Below are 23,572 nucleotides of genomic sequence, written 5' to 3'. Positions count from 1 at the left end.
CAGGAAGATGACTAAAATGGAAGAAAGTTTTGATGGACTGAAAGTGATGGTGATTGACGATTCCAAAACGATTCGTCGAACAGCTGAAACTCTTTTACAAAAAGCAGGATGCACGGTTTATACCGCAGTCGATGGATTCGATGCCTTGGCAAAAATCGCCGATACACGCCCCGATATTATTTTTGTCGATATCATGATGCCGCGCTTAGATGGTTATCAGGCTTGCGCTTTAATCAAAAACAACCCTGCGTATCAAAAAACACCTGTCATCATGCTATCTTCAAAAGATGGATTGTTTGATAAGGCAAAAGGACGAATTGTTGGTGCGGATGATTATTTAACTAAGCCGTTCAGCAAGGAAGAGTTGTTTAGTGCAATTCGTCAGCACGTCGTTGCAGGCGTCGCATAAAAAACATTTAAGGGTGGTGTGATGGCAAAGATTTTAGTGGTAGATGATTCCCCAACGGAGACGTTTCGTTTTCGTGAGATGTTGCAGCGCAATGGTCACGATGTACTTGAGGCAACAAATGGTGCTGATGGTGTGGCACTGACACTTGCTGAAAAACCAGATCTTGTACTGATGGATGTGGTCATGCCGGGCATGAATGGATTTCAGGCGACGCGACAAATTTCTCGTGGTGTGGAAACCAGCCATATTCCTGTCGTGATTGTCAGTACCAAAGATCAGGAAACGGATCGTGTCTGGGGAAGACGTCAGGGTGCGAAGGATTATTTAACCAAGCCAGTGGATGAGGCGATGTTAATTCAAGTGATAGATGGGTTGCTACCTCGATAAAGAAGAGTTTTCTATAGGGATGTTATTGATCATCGCTTTTAGCGTTGGTGGATCATTAGGATGATTAAATATGGCTGCTAAAGGATTTATTCAGCTCCTACGTCTTTCAGAAAAAGGCCGTCGTCGGATTCAACAAGATCAAGAAAGCCAGTCAGACCGTTGGTCTGGTGTTGCCTTCATGCTTGCAGGCCAACGATTTGTCGCGCCTCTGGGTGAGGTGGCGGAAGTTCTTCGTGTACCCGATTATTCCCCTGTTCATGGTGTACAGCGCTGGTTACTTGGTCTTGCCAATGTACGTGGTCGTTTGCTGCCTTTGACGGATTTGGCAGGTTTCACGGGGGTAACGGCACGCGATAGTCTGCAGAGTAAAGTCATGGTCATTGATCATGGTGATTTGTTCAGTGGTTTAATCGTTGATGAAGTTCTTGGTATTCAGCATTTTAGTAAAGCATCATATGAGACTGAGGTGACTGATGTCGCTGTAGGCGTTTCGCCGTATGTGCAAGGTGGTTTTTTTCGTACTGGGCAGCATTGGCATGTATTTATGCTTAGTCGATTAGCAGCAGATCCGCGATTTTTAAGTGCGAGTCTGTAGTGTGCTCTGCACATGAGATAAAGATTTGATCGTTTGTTATTGTTGAATTTGTTGGGTTTAGTCGTTTGGGGTTTATCAGCCTAAGTATTTAGACTGTAATGAAATTTTCGTCGTCGATCATACGAATGCAAGTTCGTAGCGGCGCTCTAGCGTTCACGTCGGTTGGGTCATGGATATAAACTCAACGCGATAAATATGGAGTAGTGACAATGAGTTTTCGTCGTTCGAATGTAAGTACTAATGTCAAAAAGAAAATAAATACGAATGCTTTGAGTCATCAAGCCTCAACAGCGAAGCAACGTTTGACACAGTATATTGATCAGATCGCAGGGTCTTTTGGTGATGCGAAAAAGGTCAAACCTTTATTGCTACTCGCTATTTTATCTTTAATTCTATTTTTGTTTTCGCTCATTTACTTGGCGTATACCGTCCCCAAAAGTAACAAGATGGTTCGGGACGTCGGTGAGTTACGCGTGCTCTCCGAGCAGATTTCAAAGAATGCGAGTGAAGCTTCGACGGGGAGTTCGGATGAGGCCTTTAAGCGCTTGGCGATATCCAAAAAGAAATTCCATGATCGTTTGGAAAGCTTAATTTCTAATTATGGATCCAGCAATGATGATATGAAAGCTGTGCTTGCCGCTTGGAAAGGCACAGAGCTCGGGGTTAATGATATTTTGACGAATCAGGATCTCGTGAATAATTTGCATGATGTCGGTGTGCAAACGCGTGATGTGGTGCCTCTCATTCAAACCAATTACAACACGATTACGGATCAGATGGTGAAGTCGGGCGCACCTGCTAGTCAGGTCGTTTTTGCGCGTAATCAGGTTTTATTATCCGAACGTATTTTGAAATCGATCACAGTGGTTTTGTCTGGTGATACCACGGCAATTTCTTCAGCTTCAGGATTCTCAGATGATGCGCAAACCTTTGGTAAAGTGCTACAAGGTCAGTTAAAAGGGGATGCTAGTCTAGGCATTCAAGCCATTACCGATCCAACCGCACGGACTGCACTTGCCGCAGTTGAAAAATCGTATACCGATGTATTGAATCCTTCTGCCGTAAAAATGTTTATCAGTTCACCACAGATTACTCAGGTTCGTGATTCAGCTAAAAATCTATACGCAGCATCTGCAGATCTTCTAAAACGTCTTGATACCTTATCGGGATCTGTGCAAACGAAATATCCGACCATTCTCCCTAGTGCTTTGATGTTATTTGGTTTGATTGGGCTCGGTTATGCCTTGATCAAAATGTTTATGATGCGTGGCCGGATTGATCAGGAGCGCGCGATGGCTGATGCGCAAAAAGAAGCAGAACGTGCGCGCAGTATTCAAGCTGAAAGTGAACGTAATCAGACTGCGATTTTACGTTTGCTCGATGAGCTGGGTGACCTTGCGGATGGTGACTTGACTGCAAATGCCACAGTTTCTGAAGACTTTACTGGGGCGATTGCGGATTCGGTTAACTTTGCGATCGACCAGTTACGTTTGCTGGTTTCTGCAATTAACACCACAGCACTTCAAGTTGCGGGCTCTTCACAAGATACCCAGCAAACCGCTATGCACTTGGCAGAAGCATCGGAACATCAAGCGCAAGAAATTGCAGGCGCATCAGCTGCGGTGAATGAAATTGCGGTTTCTATTGATCAGGTTTCTGCCAATGCGATTGAATCGGCTGCCGTTGCGGAACGTTCAGTGGAAATTGCTGTGAATGGGGGCGATGTTGTTCAACGCTCAATCGAAGGGATGAATATCATCCGTGACCAGATTCAAGAAACTGCGAAACGGATTAAACGTTTGGGTGAATCTTCACAGGAAATCGGTGATATCGTTTCGTTGATTAACGACATTGCGGATCAAACCAACATTTTGGCGTTGAATGCGGCGATTCAGGCATCGATGGCTGGTGAGGCCGGTCGTGGTTTTGCGGTGGTTGCGGATGAGGTTCAGCGTCTTGCTGAGCGTTCAGCTGGGGCGACCAAGCAGATTGAAGGTTTGGTCAAAGCCATTCAAAGTGATACCAATGAAGCGGTTATCTCCATGGAGCAAACAACCTCGGAGGTGGTGCGCGGAGCGGGTCTTGCCCAAGACGCGGGTATTGCGCTGGATGATGTTCAGAAGGTTTCCAGAACGTTGGCTGACTTGATTCAAAATATTTCTTCAGCAGCGCGTCAGCAGGCGGCTTCAGCAGGTCATATTTCGAACACCATGAATGTCATTCAAGAAATTACGACACAAACAACAGCAGGGACTATGGCGACTGCACGTTCGGTCGGTAACTTGGCTGAAATGGCAGCAAATCTCCGTGAGTCCGTATCAGGCTTTAAATTGCCTGATGAACTGACTGTGCATTGATGTGTGGATGGCTTAACTTGTGAAAACAATGATGACGCCAGCAATGACCAACCTCAGCATTCAGCCCAGCCATGCTGTTGGGTCTGCTCGGGAAAAGTTTGATGATGAGCAATACGCACTCTGGCGCTCGTTGATTGAGTCACGGATAGGCATGGTTCTACCTGATATTCAACGGGGTTTGTTTGAGCTGCGTGTCGGGGATCGTATGCGGATATGCGATCTCAGTTCAGCATCTTATTATCAGTATGTTCAAACCAGTGCGGTAGAGTGGCAGCGTTTAGTGGAAGATTTAGTGGTTCATGAAACAGCTTTCTTTCGCCATTTACCTTCATTTGAACTTCTTGAGCAGAGGCTGCCTTTGTTTAAGGGGGTTGTGCATATTTGGAGTGTGGGCTGTGCGACAGGCGAGGAAACATGGTCACTCGCGATGCTTGCCGAGGCACATGTCACGCAGGGCTATAGTGTGATGGCAAGTGACATCAGTGATGCGGCACTCGCGACAGCACAAGTTGGGCGTTACTCTTGGCGTAAGTCTGAAAGGATACCTGCGCTTTATCGTCAGTTTTGTGTTGCGTTACCAGAGTCGACACAGGCAACGGTCGCGCATTTATTTGCGCTTTCACGGCAGGATTGGCAAGTCAGTAATGCACTGCGGGAACATGTTTTTTTTCATCGCTTGAATTTGATGGACAGTGGGCATGTACCCTTTCGGCGTTTGCAGGTCATTTTTTGCCAGAATGTTTTGATTTATTTTCGCCAGTTTGATCGTCGAGATATTTTGGATGCGTTGGTGCAACGTTTAGAGATTGGCGGGCTGCTGGTACTTGGACCTGGGGAGATGGCGGATTGGGATCATCCGGCCATGATGAGAATTAAACATGCAGGGACGTTGGCATATGAACGAATTAAATAGGGATGTCAGCATGATGTATGCTGGCATGGGGGTTGGGCGAATTCTCTTGATGACTTTACAAACGATAATGCTCAATATGCGATCGATTTTTTATACGGCTTATACTCAGAAAAATTATATAAAACAAAGATTAAAATCAATGTTTAATGTGACTAATATTATTATTCATCACCCATCTAATCATTGTTTCGATCATCGTGAAACCCTGCGCAATCAGGCAGTAGATTTGGTGTTATCAGCGGCGAATCGCATCAAGAGCAAAACATTATGAGTCTTCAGCAGCCTTATATCGCCCTCGATTGGGTTAAAGATGCACTTGATGAAACGTTAGCTCAAGTGCATTCTGCGTTACGTGATGCTACGCCACAGGCATTAATCGATGCATTTAATGGCCTGCATCAAGTCAGTGGAACACTGCACATGGCTCAGTTGGATGATACATTACTATTATCCGAAACCTTGGAAAGGGCACTGGATAGTGCGATATCAGGTCGCATTTCTTTTTTAAGTATTCAATCTGTCATGAATGAATCGGTTGCGCTGCTCACTGAAGAGCTTGATCACTTACAACGGACGAAGAGTAGTCGGAGTGTTGCGCTCTTCGCACAAGTAGATGGTATCAATAAGCTGTTGATTCATCGCTCGGCTGATGCGGTGTCACTTGTCAGTCACGCAAAATTTAAGCCTGACTTTTCTCTGTTAGATGAGCAGTTTGTAGTCCAGCCACAAAGTCTAGAAATTCAAACCAAACTGACACAAGCCTACCAACATTTTCTCAGTCTATGGCTGGCAGGAGATCAGTCTGTTCCTGTTTTGCAAGGATTGGCTCGTGTCGCAGGTTTACTTCAACAGAGTGCCCAAACTAAACAGCAAGCGGCATTATGGCAAGTTGCTGATGTGTTCCATCAGGCGATAGTTGCAGGGCAGTTGCAGAATCATGATGAACTGCGGTCTTTGCTTATCCGACTCGAACGATCATTAGTCCCACTTGACCGTACCCATGCTGAAGATGAAGAGTTGCTCTTAGGGGATTTGCTACAAGCGCTTGATCCCAAGCAGGTGAGCGATCCACGAGTGCAACAGTTGCGTCAGCTCTATGGTATGGAGTTACCTGCGGATCAGGGAACATCTCACCTGTTGTTAGATTCAGCTCTCAGACAGGTGGTGAATGCACGTGAAGGCTTATCGGTTAATCGAGATACAGCAGCCATTGCGCTTCGCGAATCTATTCGTTTGCTTCATGTCTCTGGTTGGACCAGTCTTGCACTCGATGCACAGACACAATTGGATGCACTGCTGGCTAAATATGTGTCTGATGAGGCAGTGATTAAGGGTCTTGCACTTGACCTTACCGCGTTTGCAGATCAATTACAGCGCACGATTGATTTGACCGTGCTATCCAGTCCGGTTTCCGATGAGAGTTTGGTGGACAATGCCCGCCATGCCGCTGTTCGTGAGTCACGAGCTGCTCTTGAAAAGACCAAGTCTGTACTGGCCATCTATCATCAGAGCCGCGGTGATGTTGACGCTTTAGAACCAGTGCCTGAATTGCTTGGCCTGGTTCGCGGGGCTTTTGAAATACTGGGCCTGTCCCGTGCTGCAAATCTATTGTCTGCGTCAGTTTCTGCAATACAAACCACTGTTTTGGTCGTAGGTTACAAACCGCATTGGCGGCAGGTTGATTTGTTGGCGGAGCTGGTTTCTTCCATTGAATATTATCTGGATCAACTCGCAGGACATTATCAAGATGAAAGCATTCTTGACGTCGCTGAGAAAACTTTGGCGGAATTTAAACAGCCTCAAGGTCAGGCTGAACCTGTACCCGTTGGTGGTGCAAAGTTGTATCACGATGAAACCACGCTTGCGATGCTGGGTTTTGTCGAGGAGCAAGGCGATACGCTCTTTAATCCAGAATTAGAGAACGGATTAACTTCTGATGCGCAGAAAAATGTTGTTCTTGAGGACATTGGTGCTGCAGCAAATCATCTTGCTGCGACGTCTAGCGGTCAGGATTTCGGCCTTGATGATATCCATGCCGATGTCGCCAATGAAACTATGATTCCTCCAAATCCATATAAGGATGATTTTGGTCAAGATGATGAAATTCGCAGCATTTTCATTGAAGAAGCCCATGAAGTGTTGGATAGCATCGCGGTCCATTATCCCAAATGGAAGCTTGATTTTAAAAATGAAAATGCCCTTAAAGAAGTGCGCCGTGCATTTCATACCCTAAAAGGGTCGGGTCGTATGGTTGGAGCACGTACAGTTGGCGAGTTGGCGTGGTCTATCGAGAATTTGCTTAATCGGATTCTGGAGGGCAGTATTGAGCCTTCCCATCAAGCCACACAGTTGATTGATGATGTGTACAAAACCCTACCAGTTTTGGTGACCAGTTATACGAATAAGCGTTTGAATAGTGCTGAAATCATTCATCACGTTTTAGGCGCTATACAAACTGCTGAGGTGTTGACACAGCGTCAAGTGCCAAGTCAAGGACAAGTCAAAGCAATTGTTGCTGATGAAGATGAGTTCTTATTGGATGAGAGTTTATCTACAGATGAATCTTTGTCAGAAGATCAATCTAAAGAGAATACGCCAGCCATCCAAGCCCCCGTTGCTGAGCCTGAGCCTCAGAATGTAGTATCCAAGTCGAGTGCACGCTTTAAGAAAGAAGCGTTGCCGTTGGCCTTGTTGAATAGCCATGCTCCGCAAGTGATCCCAAGGGATGATCTGGTGAGTTATTTTGGTGATGATGATGCCGTTCGTGAAATTTTCTTAGAAGAGGCTGAGGAAGTTCTGCAGGAGGTCGCCGAGCAATTTCCTTTATGGGCAGTCAATTTTGATAATCAATCGGCACTTGAAATTATCCGTCGTAGCTTTCATACCCTGAAAGGCTCGGGGCGTATGGTTGGTGCTCATGTGATTGGGGAGTTGTCTTGGTCCATAGAGCGCCTCTTGAATGCCGTCCGTGAGCATACCGTCACTGCGAATCAAAGCATGGTAATGCTATTAGGCGAAGTGATTGCTCTGATTCCTGACCTGGTTAAAGACTTCTCTGCACAGCGTGCACCAAGCATCAACGTTCTGCCGATTGTTCAGGCGGCATGGCTATTACGTGATGGCCACGCCTTAAGTTCAGGACAAGTTCAATCTGCAGTTTTAAATGCTGTTGATCAATCGGCAGATGAGCTGGATGATGATACTGCGACGAGTACTGACTTTGATCAAATGGCTGCCTTGTTAAGTGATTCTGAAGCTCAGTCGGAAGTCCCATTACAAACTCCTCCTGCACAGGTGACTCCATCGGCCATTGTGGCGGAAGAGATCTCTATTGATGAGTTAGATCCACAATTATTAGAGATCTTTGTCGGGGAGGCCGAAGGCTATCTGCACGATATTCAGCAGTTTGCGATGCAAGCCATGAGTGCACATTCTGATCAAGTCATGGTGAGTGATGTGTTGCTGCGTGCATTACACACGCTGCGTGGCAGTGCGGGTATGACAGGGATTGAATCCATTTATCAACTTGCGCATGTGATGGAGCATGAGTGCAAGCGCTTGATGCGCGAGCATCTGCCGATTAATGATGATCATATCGATGCATTAATTGAGTTGGTTCGTTTGACCAATACACAGTTGTCGATGCTGAAATCTGCTCATATACCTGAGCTCGATGCAACGGGCCTCGCCTTTATTGATCATGTTGAAGCGATGAGTCCTCAAAAGGATCATGCTGGGGAGGCGAGCCCAGTCTTCACCGGTCTAGTCACAGAGCTGATGGATATCGGAATCGATGAGGTACTGGATGCCGAGTGGACGTTAAGAGATCATTTTTCAAAGCCCGATACGCTCACCTATATTGCCATTATGAATGAGCAGTTAGAGCATTTGGCTTCAGCAGTGGTACATGTGCCCATTGCCCCTTTGAATGACTTAGTGATCGAGCTGTACCAGACCTACAAGCATTTAAAGGATTATCCTGCAATCGTTGATGCCGCACCTCAGGCATTGATTGATGATTTACTTTCTGCGCATGGAACTCTGACACGGATGTTTGACTCTCTTGCTGCAAGTCAAGAGGTGCAATCTGAGTCTGACGTACTTGATGTGCTTCGCGATTGGCAAAGAAAAGTGGATGTGCCTGCAGAGGCGATAAAATCGCAAGATTTTCCTAAATTACCTGAGCCGAATCAGCTTGTTGAAGCTTCAACGGAAGTATTGTCTGATGCTGCAACAGAATCTCAATCTAGCGTCGCTGCCAGTTTAGAATACCCCGTTGATCAGGAAAATGATCCGGAATTGCTTGAGATTTTCATGGAAGAGGCTGAAGAGCTCATTCAGGAAATTGATGAAAGTTTCTCCTTATGGGCTGCTAGTCCAAGTGACAGCGCCCCACTAAAAGCATTACAACGTCACTTGCACACCTTGAAAGGTGGCGCGCGCATGGGACGCGTGCAGAGCTTGGGCGATTACACTCACGAGCTTGAAACGGTTTATGAGCGTTTGGTTGAAGGTCGTACTCAAAGTTCGGACATCCTTGTGAAGTTCTTACGCCATGCACAAGATCAGGTGGCGCAACAAGTTGACCAATTGAGTCAGCTTCAGCATTCATTTTTTACACCGACGGAAACTCGTACATTACAGGAATATATCAAGTCCTCTAATGAGCAGGTTTTACAGGACTATTTTGATCTGCTGGAATTGATCCGTTTAGGTGGTACTCAAAAGCAGGAAGTTTCAAGTGATATCCCAGTCCACAGCACTGGAGCTGAATCTAAAGTCCAAGAAGTGGCTGTATCGCACGAGCCTGCTGCTGAAAAAGAAACGCCGAAACCGGTTGAATCGACTGCGGCAAAGCCCTCCATAGTTGCTTCTGTTGTTTCTGCTGTCGCATCAAAAGTGGCCTCGGTCGTTAGACCGAATCCTGAAGTTACACCTTCTACAAAAACTGCCCCTAAAGCGTCTAGTGTACCGGCAGTTATGAAGCCTGTTGATGAGACGCCACGCTTGGGTCAAATGCAAGTGCTTGCAGAAGCATGGGACGAAGGAAGTGCACCCGATCCAGAAGTTCTCGAGATTTTTCTGGATGAAGCGGCAGAGATTATTAATCAGACCAGTCTGCAATTGACTGAATGGCTTACGCTCGTGTCCCCAGAGTCGGGTCAGGCACAAGACAACCCAAAAAGTAAGTCATTGTTGAAAGAGCTACAGCGTAATCTGCATACGTTTAAAGGCGGCGCGCGGATGGCGGGCGTCACTGCGCTCGGAGACTTATCCCACGAGATGGAGTTTGTTTACGAGGATCTTGCTTTAGGTAAGACGCCAGTCACGCTTGAGATTGGCCAGCTTCTGAATCAAAGCCATGACTGGTTAGCGGATTCGGTTACGATCCTTGACCGTGGTGAACGTCCTCAAACCCCGCAAGTACTGATTGATGCGTTACGCTTATTCCGTAAGAATCCAGCATCACTGGTTGGTACGAAGATTGAAGTTCTTCAGGCCGATGTCCATGATGTTCAGGCTGACGTACGCACGGATGAGCCAGTTGCTTCATTGAAAGTATCCATGACGGATCACGTTGTTACTGAACCAAAAGTGAATAGTGGTGTAGTAGCCGATTTACCGCCAATCGAAGGGGCTTTTCCAAAACTGGATACCTTAGATGTCTCGTCATCAGAAATGGTGCGTGTTTCCGCAAATCTAATGGACAAGATGATCAATCTTGTGGGTGAAAATGCCATTAACCGCGCGCGAATTGAAATGGGACTCACCGGAGTCGCTCAGATCGTTGACGAAATGGGCGCCACGATTAAGCGGATTGCTGAGCAACTGCGTCGGATGGATGGCGAGCTTGAGTCTCAGATTATCGCGCGCCACCAAGAAGATTTAGGATCGCTCTCCAGTGGTCAATATCAAGACTTTGACCCGCTGGAAATGGATCAATACTCATCCATCAATCAGCTGTCCAAGTCGTTGGCGGAATCGGTTTCTGACTTACTTGATTTTAAAAATACCCTTGTTGAAAAAGCACGGGATTCAGAAAGCTTACTGCTGCAACAATCTCGAATTCAATCAGAGTTGCAGGAAGGCTTAATGAGCTCACGTCTGGTACCTTTCTCACGTCTGGTTCCTCGATTGCAGCGTGTTGTACGTCAGACCGCAACTGAGCTGGGTAAGTCAGTTAATCTGGTTATCCAAAATGCGGAAGGTGAGCTGGACCGTAGTGTACTGGAGCGGATGATTGCGCCTCTGGAACACATGTTGCGTAATGCGGTTGATCATGGTTTGGAATCTGCGGATGACCGGATCAAACAGAAAAAGTCAGAGAAAGGCACCATTACGTTGTCAGTACAACGTGAAGGCAGTGAGGTCATTCTAACGCTACAAGACGATGGCGCAGGGATTCACGTTGAGGCAGTACGAAATCGGGCGATTGAACGTGGCATTATTAATGCTTCAGCTGAATTGACTGAACATGAAATCATGCAGTTAATTTTCCATGCCGGTCTTTCCACAGCCAAGCAGGTGACTCAAATTTCGGGTCGCGGTGTGGGCATGGATGTCGTCCAAAGCGAGATCCGTCAGTTGGGTGGTGTAGTGACTGTTGACTCCGTTGAAGGGCAGGGAACGACATTTACGTTACGTTTACCTTTAACCGTTGCTGTGACTGATGCACTGCGTGTACGCGTTGGCGATCGTATCTTTGCTATTTCCTTGTCGCAAATTGAACGTATTGTCCGTGTAAGTCCAGATGAACTGGCAAAATTCTATGGTTCTCAACAAGAGCTATTTGATTTTTCAGGTAAGCCTTATCGCTTGCGTTATCTGGGTGAGTTGATCGGTGGTCAGGCATCACCGACCTTGTATGGGCAGATTCTTCCATTACCGTTATTGATTGTGAAATACGAAGGTCAGCAAGTTGCGATTCAAGTCGACCAATTAGTGGGATCACGTGAAGAGATTGTGATTAAGCCCGTTGGTTTACAACTCGCGAGTGTCAGCAGTATCTCTGGTGCGACGATTCTGGGTGATGGTTCAGTCGTTATTATTCTTGATCTTGCCGCGCTTGCGCGTATTGCTGCCAGCCAGCCCCGCATGAATACCACAACAACTCGTGAAGTGGTTGAAACGTCGTCGGCCTCTGTGCAACAGAAGAAAGTCATTATGGTTGTCGATGATTCTGTGACTGTGCGTAAGGTTACAACACGTCTGCTTGAACGCCAGGGCTATCAAGTCGTACAAGCCAAAGATGGCGTCGATGCGATTAGTAAGCTTGAAGAAGTCCATCCAGATCTGATGCTGCTAGATATTGAAATGCCACGTATGGATGGTTTTGAAGTGGCAAACCTAGTTCGTCATAATCCACGGTTGTCGGAGCTGCCCATCATCATGATCACGTCACGGACGGGAGAAAAACACCGTGAGCGTGCTTTTAGTGCGGGTGTGAATGGCTATATGGGCAAACCGTTCCAAGAGCAGATTCTGCTTGAGAACATCGCTGAGCTTTTGGCTGAGTCACAGTCAGTTCATACGATAGCTTAGTTGGAGTATTGAAGATGCATGCGGATTCACCACAGCTTTTTATTGTAGCGGACAATCCGCTACAACGAATTGCTTTGGCTGATGCTATGATGCAGTGTGGGTTTGATGTACTCCATAATATTCATTCCAATCGCCTAAAGCCTGAACACTGTCATCTACTCCCTAGCTTATGGCTTTTGGATGTGGAGCATGATGATTACGTTTTAGATATGATTGGTGACGATGCGCCGCTGATGATCGGAATTACTCGAGCACCTTCACCCGTCCATCAAAAAGCTTATGCACATTGGGTTAAAACCCTAAGTGAAAAGGTCATTAAGTTTTTGGGTGATGCACCGCCTTTACTGACAGAAATTATTGAACTTGAGCCTGAGGCTGAGATCGTACAGCAAAGAATCGTTGAATTATCGCGTGAGGTTGAGCCGCAACTCGTAATCATGGAGGGAGCGGAAGACCGCCCTTCACGTCATATGAATAGTCATGGACAGGTCCATGTACCCAGTCATTCCAAAAATCAGGGGCATGCTCATGCCAGTGATTCTACAGGTGAACTGAATCATACTGGATCAACAGACTGGCAATATGTCTGTATTTTAGCCGCCTCAATGGGTGGACCTGAGGCAGTGAAGCGTTTTCTTGACCGCGTACCGGTTAGTGTACCCGTGACTTTTATCCTTGTGCAGCATATCGATCCGAATATGCAGTCAGTATTACCCCGTGTTTTAAGTCGTCATAATGCATGGCAGTTTGATACTGAGCAAAGTTTTACTGAGCAAAGTGGATCATTGCAGCCGAGTTTATTTCTGAAGGCGGGCCACGTACTTTTAGTACCAGCAGCGCGTCAAATTGATTTTGGGGCCAATGGTGAAGTATTCGCTTTTGAGCAAATTGAGTCTGATCCCGTGAAATATGAACCGTGGCCTGGGCATTATCAGCCATCGATTAACGAGGTCATGCGACGTGCTGCGGAAGCGTTTGGTTCACGGTTAATGACGATCGTCTTTAGTGGCATGGGAGATGATGGCAGTGATGCGGTAGATGACGTTCAAAGTGTGCACGGCGTAATCTGGGCACAAACAGCATCATCTTGTGTTTGTGCAAGCCAGCCCGATCATGTACGCGCCTCTGGCAAAGTCAGTTTTAATGGGACACCAGAAATTTTAGCCGAGCATTTACAACAGTTTATTAGTGAGCAATCCATTTCCATTGATTGAATTGGAGTGGTTTATCAAGGAAGTCGATAATGAATGAGATGAAATCCGCTGGAAGTAAATCAGCGCAAGGGCAGAATTTTAATCAAACCATGAGTTTGATTACCACTTCGGGCACGCTTGAACTTTATGTGCTTGCACTTGATGACGGAATTCTCTGCGTATTACCCCAGTCATTGGTTCTTGAAATTATTGAGCTTGACGTTGCCCAGGCGAATCAAAAGCATCTGGTCTGGCAGGGAAAAAACATCCCTCTCGTTTCTGTATCTACTGCGAAAAAAACACATGCATTGGTTATTGAAGGTATGGAGGATCACTTGCAATATGCCTTTGCACTGACCGCTGCACCTGAAGCGCGCAAGATCCGAATTTCCGCGATGAAAGATATTGATTCGGTGAGTGATGCTCTAGCGAAACATGCGGCCAATCATGTCGTTTATCAGTATGTACAGCACGAAGACCAAGTGTGGTTGATTCCCGATTTAGAGTTAATTGAGCGCGGGCTCAAAGAAGGGATAACTGTTTAAGCCATATATTCAATGATGCTGAATGTTCTTATATAAAAAAAAGCCGAATAATCATCCGGCTTTTTTTATATCTTTAAATGGCCTAAGTGAGCAGTTCAACTAAGATACGCTGATAAATATCCGTTAAGGGTTCTAGGGACGCGACATCGACGCGTTCATCAATTTGATGGATTGTTGCATTCAATACACCTAGTTCTAAAACTTGAGCACCGGTCGGTGCAATAAAACGACCATCGCTGGTACCGCCACTGGTTGACAGCTCTGTTTCTACCCCTGCGATATCGCGAATCGCCGTTTGTGCGGCGGCAACGAGCTCACCTTCTGCGGTTAGGAAAGGCAATCCTGATAGCGACCAGTTCAAGGTGTACTTTAAGCCATGCTGATCGAGAATCGAATGCGTACGGGCCTTGAGCTGCTCTGCGGTGACTTCGGTTGAAAAACGGAAGTTAAAGACAATTTCAATATCCGCGGGAATCACATTATTGGCGCCCGTGCCCGCTGCAATATTTGAAATCTGAAAGGTAGTTGCTGGAAAGAAGGCATTACCCTGATCCCAAACCTCACGGCTTAAATCTGTGATGGCAGGTGCTGCACGGTGGATGGGATTATCGGCAAGGTGAGGGTAGGCGACATGACCTTGCTTGCCATGAATCGTCAAAATGCCATTCAATGAGCCGCGACGACCATTTTTGATGACGTCACCCAGTGTTTTCGTACTAGACGGCTCACCGACGAGGCACCATGTGATCTTTTCCTGACGTGCTTCCAGTGTTTCAATCACTTTGACCGTACCGTTGATTGAAGGGCCTTCTTCATCGCTGGTGATCAAGAAGGCTATGGAGCCGTCGTGTGTTGGGTGTGCTTCAACAAAGCGTTCACAGGCAACGACCATCGCTGCCAACGCACTTTTCATATCAGCAGTACCGCGACCATACAACTGTCCATCACGAATTTCAGGCAGAAATGGTGCAGATGACCATTTCCCTAAGTCACCTGTGGGCACAACATCAGTATGTCCTGCAAAGCAAAATAGCGGTCCTTCCGTTCCACGTCTTGCCCATAGATTATCGACATCACCAAAACGCATCTTTTCTATATGAAAGCCAATCTTGGCAAGCCGCTCGGCCATGATGGTTTGACAGTCTGCATCGATTGGCGTGACGGAAGGACGGCGGATAAGGTCAAGAGTTAAATCTAAAGTTGCGGACATAAGTATTTTCTTTTCTGAGGATGCTATATTTTAGTGTAAATGGGTAACATTAATCTGTGCACGAGGACTTTCTTTATTGAGCGTATGATTGGCTGTTGGGTAGTAAAAGTCTATAAAAACTAAACCGAATTTCATCGCGATGCACATGATATGTGATTCATAGCGTGCCGTTTTCAGCGAAATATACCATGCTGGAAGATTCCATTTCCACTCATCGCTCATGAACATCAGTTGGTCAGAGACTTTCCATGCAACAAGCGCATTAGAGTGTTCGAACCGCTCTCGCTGGTCCGCTTCAGGCACTAATTTAATAAGTCCTGTATTCAATTGTGTTTTGATAAAAGATTCGGCATTGATAAAGCGATCCGATCGAATGGATATCGACACGTCTGATTTTGTAAGTCTAAATTCGGGTTTTAAATCAGTATATGGATCGTTTTCTAAACCGATCATCCAGTCGGCAATGTCAGGAATGTAGGTTTGCTTAAACCACAACTCTGGATTAGCTTTGCTATAGCTTCGAATAGTATAAAGCCGATATCGATTAGTAAAAGGCTGAGGAGAAGAAAATCTTCCTAAGCTATCAAGCATTCCTGCGGCATTAGTAAGGGTAGAAAAGAAGGATTTTTTTGAAACAATATAGCGATAGGACATAAGAGTGGCGTACCGACGTACGCACTGGAATTGTAGGGCTACACTATTCTATGCCGAGTAAGGCGTCAATCAAAAAAATTATTCAACAACTTTAATTGTGTTACCAGCAAAGCGGACGACTTGATTAGCGACAATCTTATTACGTTTGCGCAGTTCGACTTGTCCATCAACCGTGACTCGGCCTTCGTCAATGGCATGTTTTGCAGCAGCGCCACTTTCACACCAGCCTTCAATTTTCAAAAGATTGCTGAGGGTGACGTGTGAGCGTCCTTCGAGGTGAAAAGTATTCATAAAATAAGTTTTAAATTAAACGGTCTAGCTTATTTTAGAGCAGTTCCGCCAATTTATGCGAAATTATCCGCTTTAAATTGATATGGCCGATATCTATAAAAAAGATCATCTAGTTCTGTTCCTACACCCCCGAGTTGTTTTATGATGTGTATTGATAGTTTGCATGATGCAAAAACGATGATGCATCTATTATCGGGCAAGGATTGTTCGAAGATATGCGATTTTTATAAAAGGAATTTTTCATGACGGCTCCATTCAAGTTTTTTGCCGGTGCGGCATTGTTGACCCTCGCAACTTCCTCATATGCACAAAAGGTCTGTGTTTTTGATCCGCTCGGAACGCAAGGCGATATTTACTCCATGATGAAGGATTATGCGCTTGCTGCAAAACAGTGGGGTGCAGATATTACGTTGAAACCGTACACCGATGAGCGTATTGCAGCAGAAGATTTTAAAGCGGGGCAGTGTGATGGTGTTTCGATCACAGGTGTACGCGCGCGTCAATTCAATAACTTTACGGGTTCCATTGATGCGGCTGGTGGCTTGCCAAATAATAATGCAGCAAGATCGGTCATTGCATTAATGGCGAGTCCTAAAGTCGCACCTTATATGCTGAATAAGGGTTATGAGGTCGTAGGGGTTTCTACACTAGGATCTGCGTATATCGTCGTGAATGATCGGAGCATTAATTCGTTGCTTAAAATCATGGGCAAGCGATTTGGTGTTTTAGACTACGACAAGGCAGAAGATATTCTGGTGCAAAAGGTTGGTGCCCAACCTGTTTCTGTTGATTTAACCTCCATCGGTGGGAAGTTTAATAACGGGCAAGTGGATGTGGTTGCTGTTCCTGCGATGGCGTTTAAACCGTTAGAACTGAGTAAAGGCATTGGTACTAAAGGGGCGATTGTACGTTTCCCAGTTGCACACGTGACCAGTGATATTCTGATTCGTCCCTCTAAATTTCCTGATGGCTATGGCCAAAAAAGTCGTACATGGGTTGCTGAACAGTTAGACCGTCAGATGGCAACAGTTGCGCGCGTGGAAAAGAGCATCGATGCGCGTTATTGGATGGATCTTCCTGCAAATGACAAATTGGGCTATATCAAAATTTTAAGAGAAGCGCGTTTAAGCCTTGCGCGTGATGATATCTATAATAAGAAAATGATGAGTATTTTGAAAAAAATTCGTTGTGGACAGGAGCCAACCAATTTTGAATGTTCATTAAATGATGAGTGATCTTTGATGAATGACTTTTAAGGTCCTCTCAAATAAATTCAACAAAAAGGTCAGATTTATTCTGGCCTTTTTGTTGAGAAGCGTATGACCTTTACCACAACCACAGTGCCACATTTAAATCCGCATACCCATATTGGTGATTAAGGGCTTCTTTCAATGCTTTGGTGGCAGTCTGCTTGGGTTTAAGGTTAAGTTCTTGGGCGGTCTTTTGAATCTCAAGGAGCTCATGTGATTCTAAAAACAAAATCTCATGCTTTGTCACCTTGCTGGCATGATACAGCTTGAGCAAGTGCCCGCCGATCGTATCAACAGAAAGACCTCTGTGCTCTGCAATTTGAGCGCGATCCATACCGCGATTCACCAGTTCAAGGGTTGCAGTCAATGTATCGACTTTTTCTTGCGCGGGCTCTGGGTAGTTCATCGGTTGATCTGTAGGGGCTGAGCGGACTTCGCTTAAACGATCCAGAAAACCTTGTCCATAGCGCGCCAGTTTCTGTTCACCAACCCCGCTAATCTGTCTAAGTTTCTCTGCGGTATCTGGGTCGAGGAGTGCCATCTCGCGCAAGGTCGCATCATTAAAAATAATATAGGGAGGGACTTTCTGAGCTTGCGCAAAGGATAAGCGCAAGGCACGCAATGCATCAAAGCGGAGTTGTGCATCAGTAGGGAGATCACCCGCTTTAGGCGATGTCCGATCTTGGCGAGAGGCTTTGACTTTCACTGCGGGGAGTTCCCGTAACCAGAGCGTTTCTTTGCCTTTGAGTAGGTCACGGGCTTTCTCACTGCTCATCAAGCCGCCAAAGCCTTCCAAATCCGGCAACAGATAACCTAAAGCGACGAGCTGTCTAATCACATTGCGCCATGTTGCTTCGGACAAGTCTTGTCCAATACCAAAGGTGGGTAATTCATGATGTCCAAACTGTTTGACTTTGTCAGTCTCTGAGCCCAGTAGCACATCAACGAGGTGAGCCGCGCCAAAGCGATTTCCTGTGCGAATTGCGGCAGACAAGACTTTTTGAGCGGCAACCGTAGCATTCCAAGTGCTGGGTGGATTCTGACAAATATCACAATTGCCACAGGGCTGTGAACCTGTTTCGCCAAAATAGGTGAGTAAGACTTGGCGACGGCAACTGGCCGTTTCACAGTAAGCCAAGAGCGCATCCAGCTTTCCGGCTTCAATACGCTTCACTTCAGGCGGTGCATCGGACATCGCCAGCATACGGCGTACAGACACAACATCACCGAGTCCATACGCCATCCAGGCTTCTGAAGGTAATCCATCACGTCCGGCACGACCCGTTTCTTGATAATAGCCTTCAAGGGATTTCGGCAAGTCTAAATGTGCGACAAAACGCACATTGGGCTTATCAATCCCCATACCAAAAGCAACCGTCGCGCAAACAATTCGCCCTTCTTCAAGCAAGAACTCATCTTGCACTCTGACGCGTTCGGCTTGAGGTAAGCCCGCATGATAGGCAAGGGCAGGAAGGTTCTTACTTTGTAAGAACTCTGCAGTTTCCTCAACGCGTTTGCGGGAAAGACAATAGACAATGCCTGCCGCGCCTTCGGGCTGCTGCTGGATAAAATCGATCAGTTGTTTGCGTCCATTGTCTTTTTCAACAATGCTATAGCGAATATTGGGACGATCGAAACTGGAGAGGAAAACAGGGGCATTTTGCAGGCTTAAGACCTGAATAATGTCTGTTCTGGTGCGCTCATCGGCCGTTGCGGTGAGCGCCATGCGCGGGATGTGAGGGTAGCGTGTCGCAAGCAACCCCAGTTGCTGATATTCGGGGCGAAAATCGTGTCCCCATTGACTGACACAGTGCGCTTCATCAATGGCAAATAGAGCCAGTTGCGTTTGATCAAGGCGGTTTAAAAAACTTTCACTTAATAGTCGCTCGGGAGCGACATAGAGTAAATCCAGATTACCGTGCTGGAGTGCAGACTCGACATCTCGTTGCTCACTCATGGACAGAGAACTATTTAAGTACGCTGCGCGGATGCCCAGTTCCCGTAAAGTATCCACTTGATCTTTCATCAATGCGATGAGCGGGGATACGACTATGGTAATGCCTGTACGTAGTAGCGCTGGAATCTGATAACACACACTTTTGCCACCGCCAGTGGGCATCAAAACTAAGGCATTTTTACCTTGCACAGCAGTTTCGATAATCTGGGCTTGTTGACCGCGAAAATGATCATAGCCGAAAGTCTGAGAGAGTATCTGTAATGCGGAAGTTTGTGATAAGTCGGGCTGTGGCATAGTCGTTTATAAAGGGTCATGAGATGCTATTTAGCGATGATTCAGTATAACGCTGATTGTAAGGGACTGAACATCTCACAATCATGATGTCTTAAGTATGTTGTTGATATTATACGGTCACTTATTTTTGCCATAAAAAAACTCGCACTAAGGCGAGTTCTTATTATTTAAGACAACGGATTAAAGTTTGTCTTGGGTTTTTTCTGCGGAGCCAGTTACTGCTTGTCCAGCTGAAGAAACATCTTGCCCCACACCTTTCATGGTGTTACAGCCAGTCAGTAGCATAGTTGCCAAAGCAGCAGCAGCGATAACTTTAATCATTGATATTCTCCAATAAATGACACTGTAATGTGTAAAGCCAGATTATAACAAGGGTTCTTATCTCACAAGTGTAGTGGCGTTGCTGCAACGTAACGCGAAGTAAGCGAATGTAATTTAGTAATCTCTTTTTTAGATGAGTGAAGATTCGATTCAAAGTTCATAGCATCAATGTTTATAAAGTGAAGTAAGGTAAGGAATTCTTCGTATGGGCAGCCGAATCATTCTTTCAATAGGAATCATCGTAAGGCTGGAATTCGTCAAATCCAATGGATAACCGAGATAAAGTCCGTGTGTTAAGAAACGGGGTCTCATGTCATCACGGTCTTGGGCTTCTGGGGTGAGCCATTCACGTCGCGCGGCACGTCGCCAATTGATATTGTGTGGTAGTTGATAGCCCCAACTACCACGCAGATGTGCAGGATGGAGCCAGTCAAGATGGTTCTGCGTTGCTACACCTGAATTTAGAGCCGTATCAGGATAAAACAGACGACCTTTAAAGACCGCACGTCTTTTCTGAATCAGTAGTTTGCCCAGCACATCGTGCTCAATTTCGTTTACGTTAAACTGCCGTTCGACGGTATGCTTGATTTTACGGCCAAAGGTATCCCGATCATTCAGTCCACGCCATTCAAAAGGCTCAAGATGACCTTCACCCAAATAAAATTTGAGGCTGAGCTCCCAGTGTTCGATTTCACCAGTTAATTTATTTTTAATTAAAAAATCAATTTCACCGATTGTACGTTTATGGTCTTTTAATTGAATGTTTTGTGCAAGAAGTTCGAAATCATGCCAAGGGTCCGATTGATCTTTTAACCAGAAACTTAACAGGGCTTCAAAGCGGATACCGAGTCTGGTGCTGGGAAGATCAGTCAGGACTTGATTTAATACAGATGGGTCATTATCAAGCTTTTGTAAACGTGGAAGATAACGGTGGTAATGCTCTTGCCAAAAGGTGAAGTTGGGCAAGTCAATGCTTTGTGTTGGTGCCAGCATTTCTGGCCAATGTGCCAGAAGTGGTGGGCTAGCAAGCGCAAATGCGAGGTCACGAACTGCAGGTTGTTTGAAATTAAGCCATTCAAAGGTCGATTGGGGCGGTTCTAAAACCGTCATATTTTGTACTCTATTGTAAATACCCACCTTACGCAGTGATCAGCTTACTCGCACAAGTTCGCAGCTTCAAGTACAATATGTCCGCTCACTACGAACCACTGCTAAAAGTGGTGCGCCTGAGACTTGATATTTAAAAAACCAATCTTTGCCCAATCTGGAGAAAAACGATGAAGCAACCCGTCCGCGTTGCCATTACTGGTGCTGCTGGTCAAATCAGCTATTCATTACTGTTCCGTATCGCATCTGGTGATATGTTGGGTAAAGATCAGCCGATCATTTTACAATTGCTTGAAATCACCCCAGCACTCGAAGCGTTAAAAGGCGTGGCGATGGAATTGGATGATTGTGCATTCCCATTGTTGGCTGGCATCGTACAAACTGATGATCCGAATGTTGCATTCAAAGATGCAGACTATGCATTGCTCGTTGGTGCACGTCCACGTGGCCCAGGTATGGAACGTAAAGATCTGCTTGAAGCTAACGCTGCGATCTTCTCTGTACAAGGTAAAGCGATCAATGACAACGCAAGCCGCGGCATCAAAGTATTGGTTGTTGGTAACCCAGCAAACACCAACTCTTTGATTGCTCAGCGCAATGCGCCAAGCATCAACCCACGTCAATTCACAGCAATGACCCGTTTGGATCATAACCGTGCGATTGCCCAGCTTGCCGCGCAAACTGGCACAACTGTAAACGACGTGAAAAAAATGACCATCTGGGGTAATCACTCAGCGACTCAATATCCAGACATTTCACAAGCTACTGTTAAAGGTGCTGCTGCTGAAGGACTGGTTGAGCGTCAATGGTACGAAGGTACATTCATTCCTGTTGTTCAACAACGTGGTGCTGCAATCATCAAAGCACGTGGTGCATCTTCTGCTGCTTCTGCTGCAAACGCTGCAATCGATCATATGCGTACTTGGGCTCTCGGTACTGAAGAGGGTGATTGGGTTTCTATGGGCGTATACAGCGATGGCTCATACGGCATCGAACAAGGTCTGATCTACTCATTCCCTGTAACCACTAAAGATGGTGACTGGTCAATCGTTCAAGGTTTACCAATCTCTGACTTCTCACGCGAAAAAATGACAGCTACGGAAAAAGAGCTGGCTGAAGAGCGTGATGGTGTTAAGCACTTACTCCCATAATTGCTTAGGCAATTTGGATCAGTAAAAAACAGACCTTCGGGTCTGTTTTTTTTATGGCATATTCAAATACACACATCCTGACAAGAATTATCTGAAGTCAACGACCAATTAAGTTATAAGTATAAACATCATACAAAAAATGCGTTTGAAAACTGCCTAAGGTGGCGTAGTCTCTTTAGGTAAGCTCAAAAGGCTTAAGCTTTTCTCATTCAATATCATTGCTATTAATACAAAACTGGAGATAGATGATGTCAGATAACAAAATTGATGCATTAAAAGAGCAAGCCAATGCCGCACTTGATGATGCAAAACAAAAAGCTGCTGATCTTAAAGCCGGTGGTCAAGCAAAACTGGATGAACTGAAATCAGAAGCACAGTCAACGACTCAGCAGCTAAAAACCGATGCTCAAAGTGCATTGCAACAAGCTGAAGATAAACTCGACCAGCTTAAAACCGATGCTTCGCAAAAGTTTGAAGAAGCCAAAGGTAAAGTTGCTGAGTTTACCGATGAGGCAAGTGCAAAATTTGATGATTTAAAAGCGGAAGCTGCCCATAAGCTGGAAGATGCCAAAAAAGCCGCAACTGACCTGTTTAATAAATTCAAGGGTTAACGCGTTATTTACTTAGCAAAATGAAAAGCAATAAAAACAGACCTTCAGGTCTGTTTTTATTTTGAGGAATCATAAAATGATTATTCTGACGAATCCCCTCAAACACTCAATGACTTAAACTCCGCGCCAGCATATCCCCTAAAAACTGCACCACCATCACAATAATCACCAGCACTACAATCACTGCCAGCATCATTTGGCCATCAAAGCGCTGATACCCATAGCGATAAGCCAAGTCACCAAGTCCTCCAGCGCCTATAGCGCCCGCAATCGCCGAAGAATTAATCATCGTGACAATGGTAACGGTAAAACCAGCGACTAGCCCCGGCAATGCTTCAGGGATTAGGACATGCCAGATCACACGTGGACGGTTGCTACCGAGAGACTGAGCGGCTTCAATGATCGTTGAATCCACTTCACGGAGACTCACCTCTGCTATTCGCGCGAAGAAGGGAATCGCGGCGATGGTTAAAGGAACAACCGCTGCCCAGATCCCATAACTGGTCCCGACAATCAATCGCGTTAAGGGAATGAGAGCGACCATCAGAATCAAGAATGGAATGGAGCGGGTGGTATTAATCACAAAGCCCAGCAGAGCATTCACTTTAGGAGCAGCGAAGATGCCCTGGCGATCTGTGGTCACGAGGATCAGCGCGAGAATTAATCCGAAGATGAAAACGAATAACGCAGAGACCCCCACCATCGCCAAGGTATCAATAGTACTTTGTAAAAGGAGATCAATTTTATAGGACAGCATGATGTATAGACTCGCTTTATCTTAAGGC

General features: G+C 45.8%; 19 protein-coding genes. 12 read left to right on the top strand and 7 right to left on the bottom strand.

Features of this window, described 5'->3' with window-relative positions; translation table 11 throughout:
- Positions 1-16: 16 nt before the first annotated feature.
- The 9 genes from pilG (at position 17) to ACLHG7_RS07835 (ending at position 13,941) form a co-directional block, all read left to right on the top strand.
- Positions 17-409, top strand: coding sequence for a twitching motility response regulator PilG (pilG, locus tag ACLHG7_RS07875; protein ID WP_410210498.1), 393 nt, complete (start codon positions 17-19; stop codon positions 407-409).
- A 21-nt stretch (positions 410-430) separates the two neighbouring features.
- Complete coding sequence (locus tag ACLHG7_RS07870; protein ID WP_114899468.1) at positions 431-796, top strand: PleD family two-component system response regulator; 366 nt, start codon at positions 431-433, stop codon at positions 794-796.
- A 70-nt stretch (positions 797-866) separates the two neighbouring features.
- On the top strand, positions 867-1,391 hold the full coding sequence (locus ACLHG7_RS07865) for a chemotaxis protein CheW (RefSeq protein ID WP_410210497.1): 525 nt from the start codon (positions 867-869) through the stop codon (positions 1,389-1,391).
- Between the two features lie 209 nt (positions 1,392-1,600).
- Positions 1,601-3,748, top strand: a complete 2,148-nt coding sequence (locus ACLHG7_RS07860) for a methyl-accepting chemotaxis protein (protein ID WP_410210496.1) — start codon at positions 1,601-1,603, stop codon at positions 3,746-3,748.
- A 28-nt stretch (positions 3,749-3,776) separates the two neighbouring features.
- Entirely contained in the window at positions 3,777-4,661 is an 885-nt protein-coding gene (locus ACLHG7_RS07855; protein WP_410210513.1) for a CheR family methyltransferase, read from the top strand.
- Positions 4,645-4,932 (top strand): hypothetical protein, encoded by a 288-nt coding sequence (locus ACLHG7_RS07850; protein WP_410210495.1) that lies wholly within the window; start codon positions 4,645-4,647, stop codon positions 4,930-4,932. The genes ACLHG7_RS07855 and ACLHG7_RS07850 overlap by 17 nt, the downstream gene beginning before the upstream one ends.
- On the top strand, positions 4,929-12,203 hold the full coding sequence (locus ACLHG7_RS07845; protein ID WP_410210494.1) for an Hpt domain-containing protein: 7,275 nt from the start codon (positions 4,929-4,931) through the stop codon (positions 12,201-12,203). The genes ACLHG7_RS07850 and ACLHG7_RS07845 overlap by 4 nt, the downstream gene beginning before the upstream one ends.
- Before the next feature lie 14 nt (positions 12,204-12,217).
- The gene (locus tag ACLHG7_RS07840) at positions 12,218-13,417 is read left to right on the top strand and encodes a chemotaxis protein CheB (protein WP_410210493.1); all 1,200 of its coding nucleotides are present in this window, start codon (positions 12,218-12,220) and stop codon (positions 13,415-13,417) included.
- A gap of 29 nt (positions 13,418-13,446) precedes the next feature.
- A complete protein-coding gene (locus ACLHG7_RS07835) occupies positions 13,447-13,941 on the top strand; it encodes a hypothetical protein (protein ID WP_410210492.1) in 495 nt (164 codons plus the stop codon).
- Positions 13,942-14,023: 82 nt separating this feature from the next.
- Here ACLHG7_RS07835 and dapE read toward each other — a convergent pair whose 3' ends face one another.
- The 3 genes from dapE to ybcJ form a co-directional block, all read right to left on the bottom strand.
- Positions 14,024-15,151, bottom strand: coding sequence for a succinyl-diaminopimelate desuccinylase (dapE, locus tag ACLHG7_RS07830; protein WP_410210491.1), 1,128 nt, complete (start codon positions 15,149-15,151; stop codon positions 14,024-14,026).
- Positions 15,152-15,181: 30 nt separating this feature from the next.
- Positions 15,182-15,805 carry a hypothetical protein gene (locus ACLHG7_RS07825; RefSeq protein WP_410210490.1) on the bottom strand — a complete coding sequence of 208 codons (624 nt, stop codon included), beginning with the start codon at positions 15,803-15,805 and terminating at the stop codon, positions 15,182-15,184.
- A gap of 78 nt (positions 15,806-15,883) precedes the next feature.
- Positions 15,884-16,096 carry a ribosome-associated protein YbcJ gene (gene ybcJ, locus ACLHG7_RS07820; protein ID WP_410210489.1) on the bottom strand — a complete coding sequence of 71 codons (213 nt, stop codon included), beginning with the start codon at positions 16,094-16,096 and terminating at the stop codon, positions 15,884-15,886.
- Positions 16,097-16,338: 242 nt separating this feature from the next.
- Between ybcJ and ACLHG7_RS07815 the strand changes: the two genes are divergently transcribed.
- Complete coding sequence (locus ACLHG7_RS07815; RefSeq protein WP_410210488.1) at positions 16,339-17,331, top strand: putative solute-binding protein; 993 nt, start codon at positions 16,339-16,341, stop codon at positions 17,329-17,331.
- 91 nt (positions 17,332-17,422) lie between these two features.
- Here the strand turns inward: ACLHG7_RS07815 and recQ are convergent, their stop codons facing one another.
- The 3 genes from recQ to ACLHG7_RS07800 all read right to left on the bottom strand — a co-directional run bounded on the left by recQ (position 17,423) and on the right by ACLHG7_RS07800 (position 21,028).
- Positions 17,423-19,597, bottom strand: a complete 2,175-nt coding sequence (recQ, locus tag ACLHG7_RS07810; protein WP_410210487.1) for a DNA helicase RecQ — start codon at positions 19,595-19,597, stop codon at positions 17,423-17,425.
- 180 nt (positions 19,598-19,777) lie between these two features.
- On the bottom strand, positions 19,778-19,918 hold the full coding sequence (locus ACLHG7_RS07805; protein ID WP_114899455.1) for an entericidin A/B family lipoprotein: 141 nt from the start codon (positions 19,916-19,918) through the stop codon (positions 19,778-19,780).
- 165 nt (positions 19,919-20,083) lie between these two features.
- Positions 20,084-21,028 carry a DUF1853 family protein gene (locus ACLHG7_RS07800; protein WP_410210486.1) on the bottom strand — a complete coding sequence of 315 codons (945 nt, stop codon included), beginning with the start codon at positions 21,026-21,028 and terminating at the stop codon, positions 20,084-20,086.
- Between the two features lie 167 nt (positions 21,029-21,195).
- Between ACLHG7_RS07800 and ACLHG7_RS07795 the strand changes: the two genes are divergently transcribed.
- Both ACLHG7_RS07795 and ACLHG7_RS07790 read left to right on the top strand, forming a co-directional pair.
- Entirely contained in the window at positions 21,196-22,176 is a 981-nt protein-coding gene (locus ACLHG7_RS07795; RefSeq protein WP_410210485.1) for a malate dehydrogenase, read from the top strand.
- A 248-nt stretch (positions 22,177-22,424) separates the two neighbouring features.
- A complete protein-coding gene (locus ACLHG7_RS07790) occupies positions 22,425-22,787 on the top strand; it encodes a hypothetical protein (RefSeq protein ID WP_410210484.1) in 363 nt (120 codons plus the stop codon).
- A gap of 106 nt (positions 22,788-22,893) precedes the next feature.
- On the opposite strand, the gene ACLHG7_RS07785 is transcribed toward ACLHG7_RS07790, so the two are convergent.
- Complete coding sequence (locus ACLHG7_RS07785) at positions 22,894-23,544, bottom strand: methionine ABC transporter permease (protein ID WP_410210483.1); 651 nt, start codon at positions 23,542-23,544, stop codon at positions 22,894-22,896.
- Between the last annotated feature and the right edge of the window lie 28 nt (positions 23,545-23,572).

The organism is Aquirhabdus sp., from assembly GCF_046462495.1.
Taxonomy (GTDB): Bacteria; Pseudomonadota; Gammaproteobacteria; order Pseudomonadales; family Moraxellaceae; genus Aquirhabdus.
The sequence above is the reverse complement of the archived record's forward strand: the minus strand, read 5'-3'. Positions and strand labels throughout refer to the sequence as shown.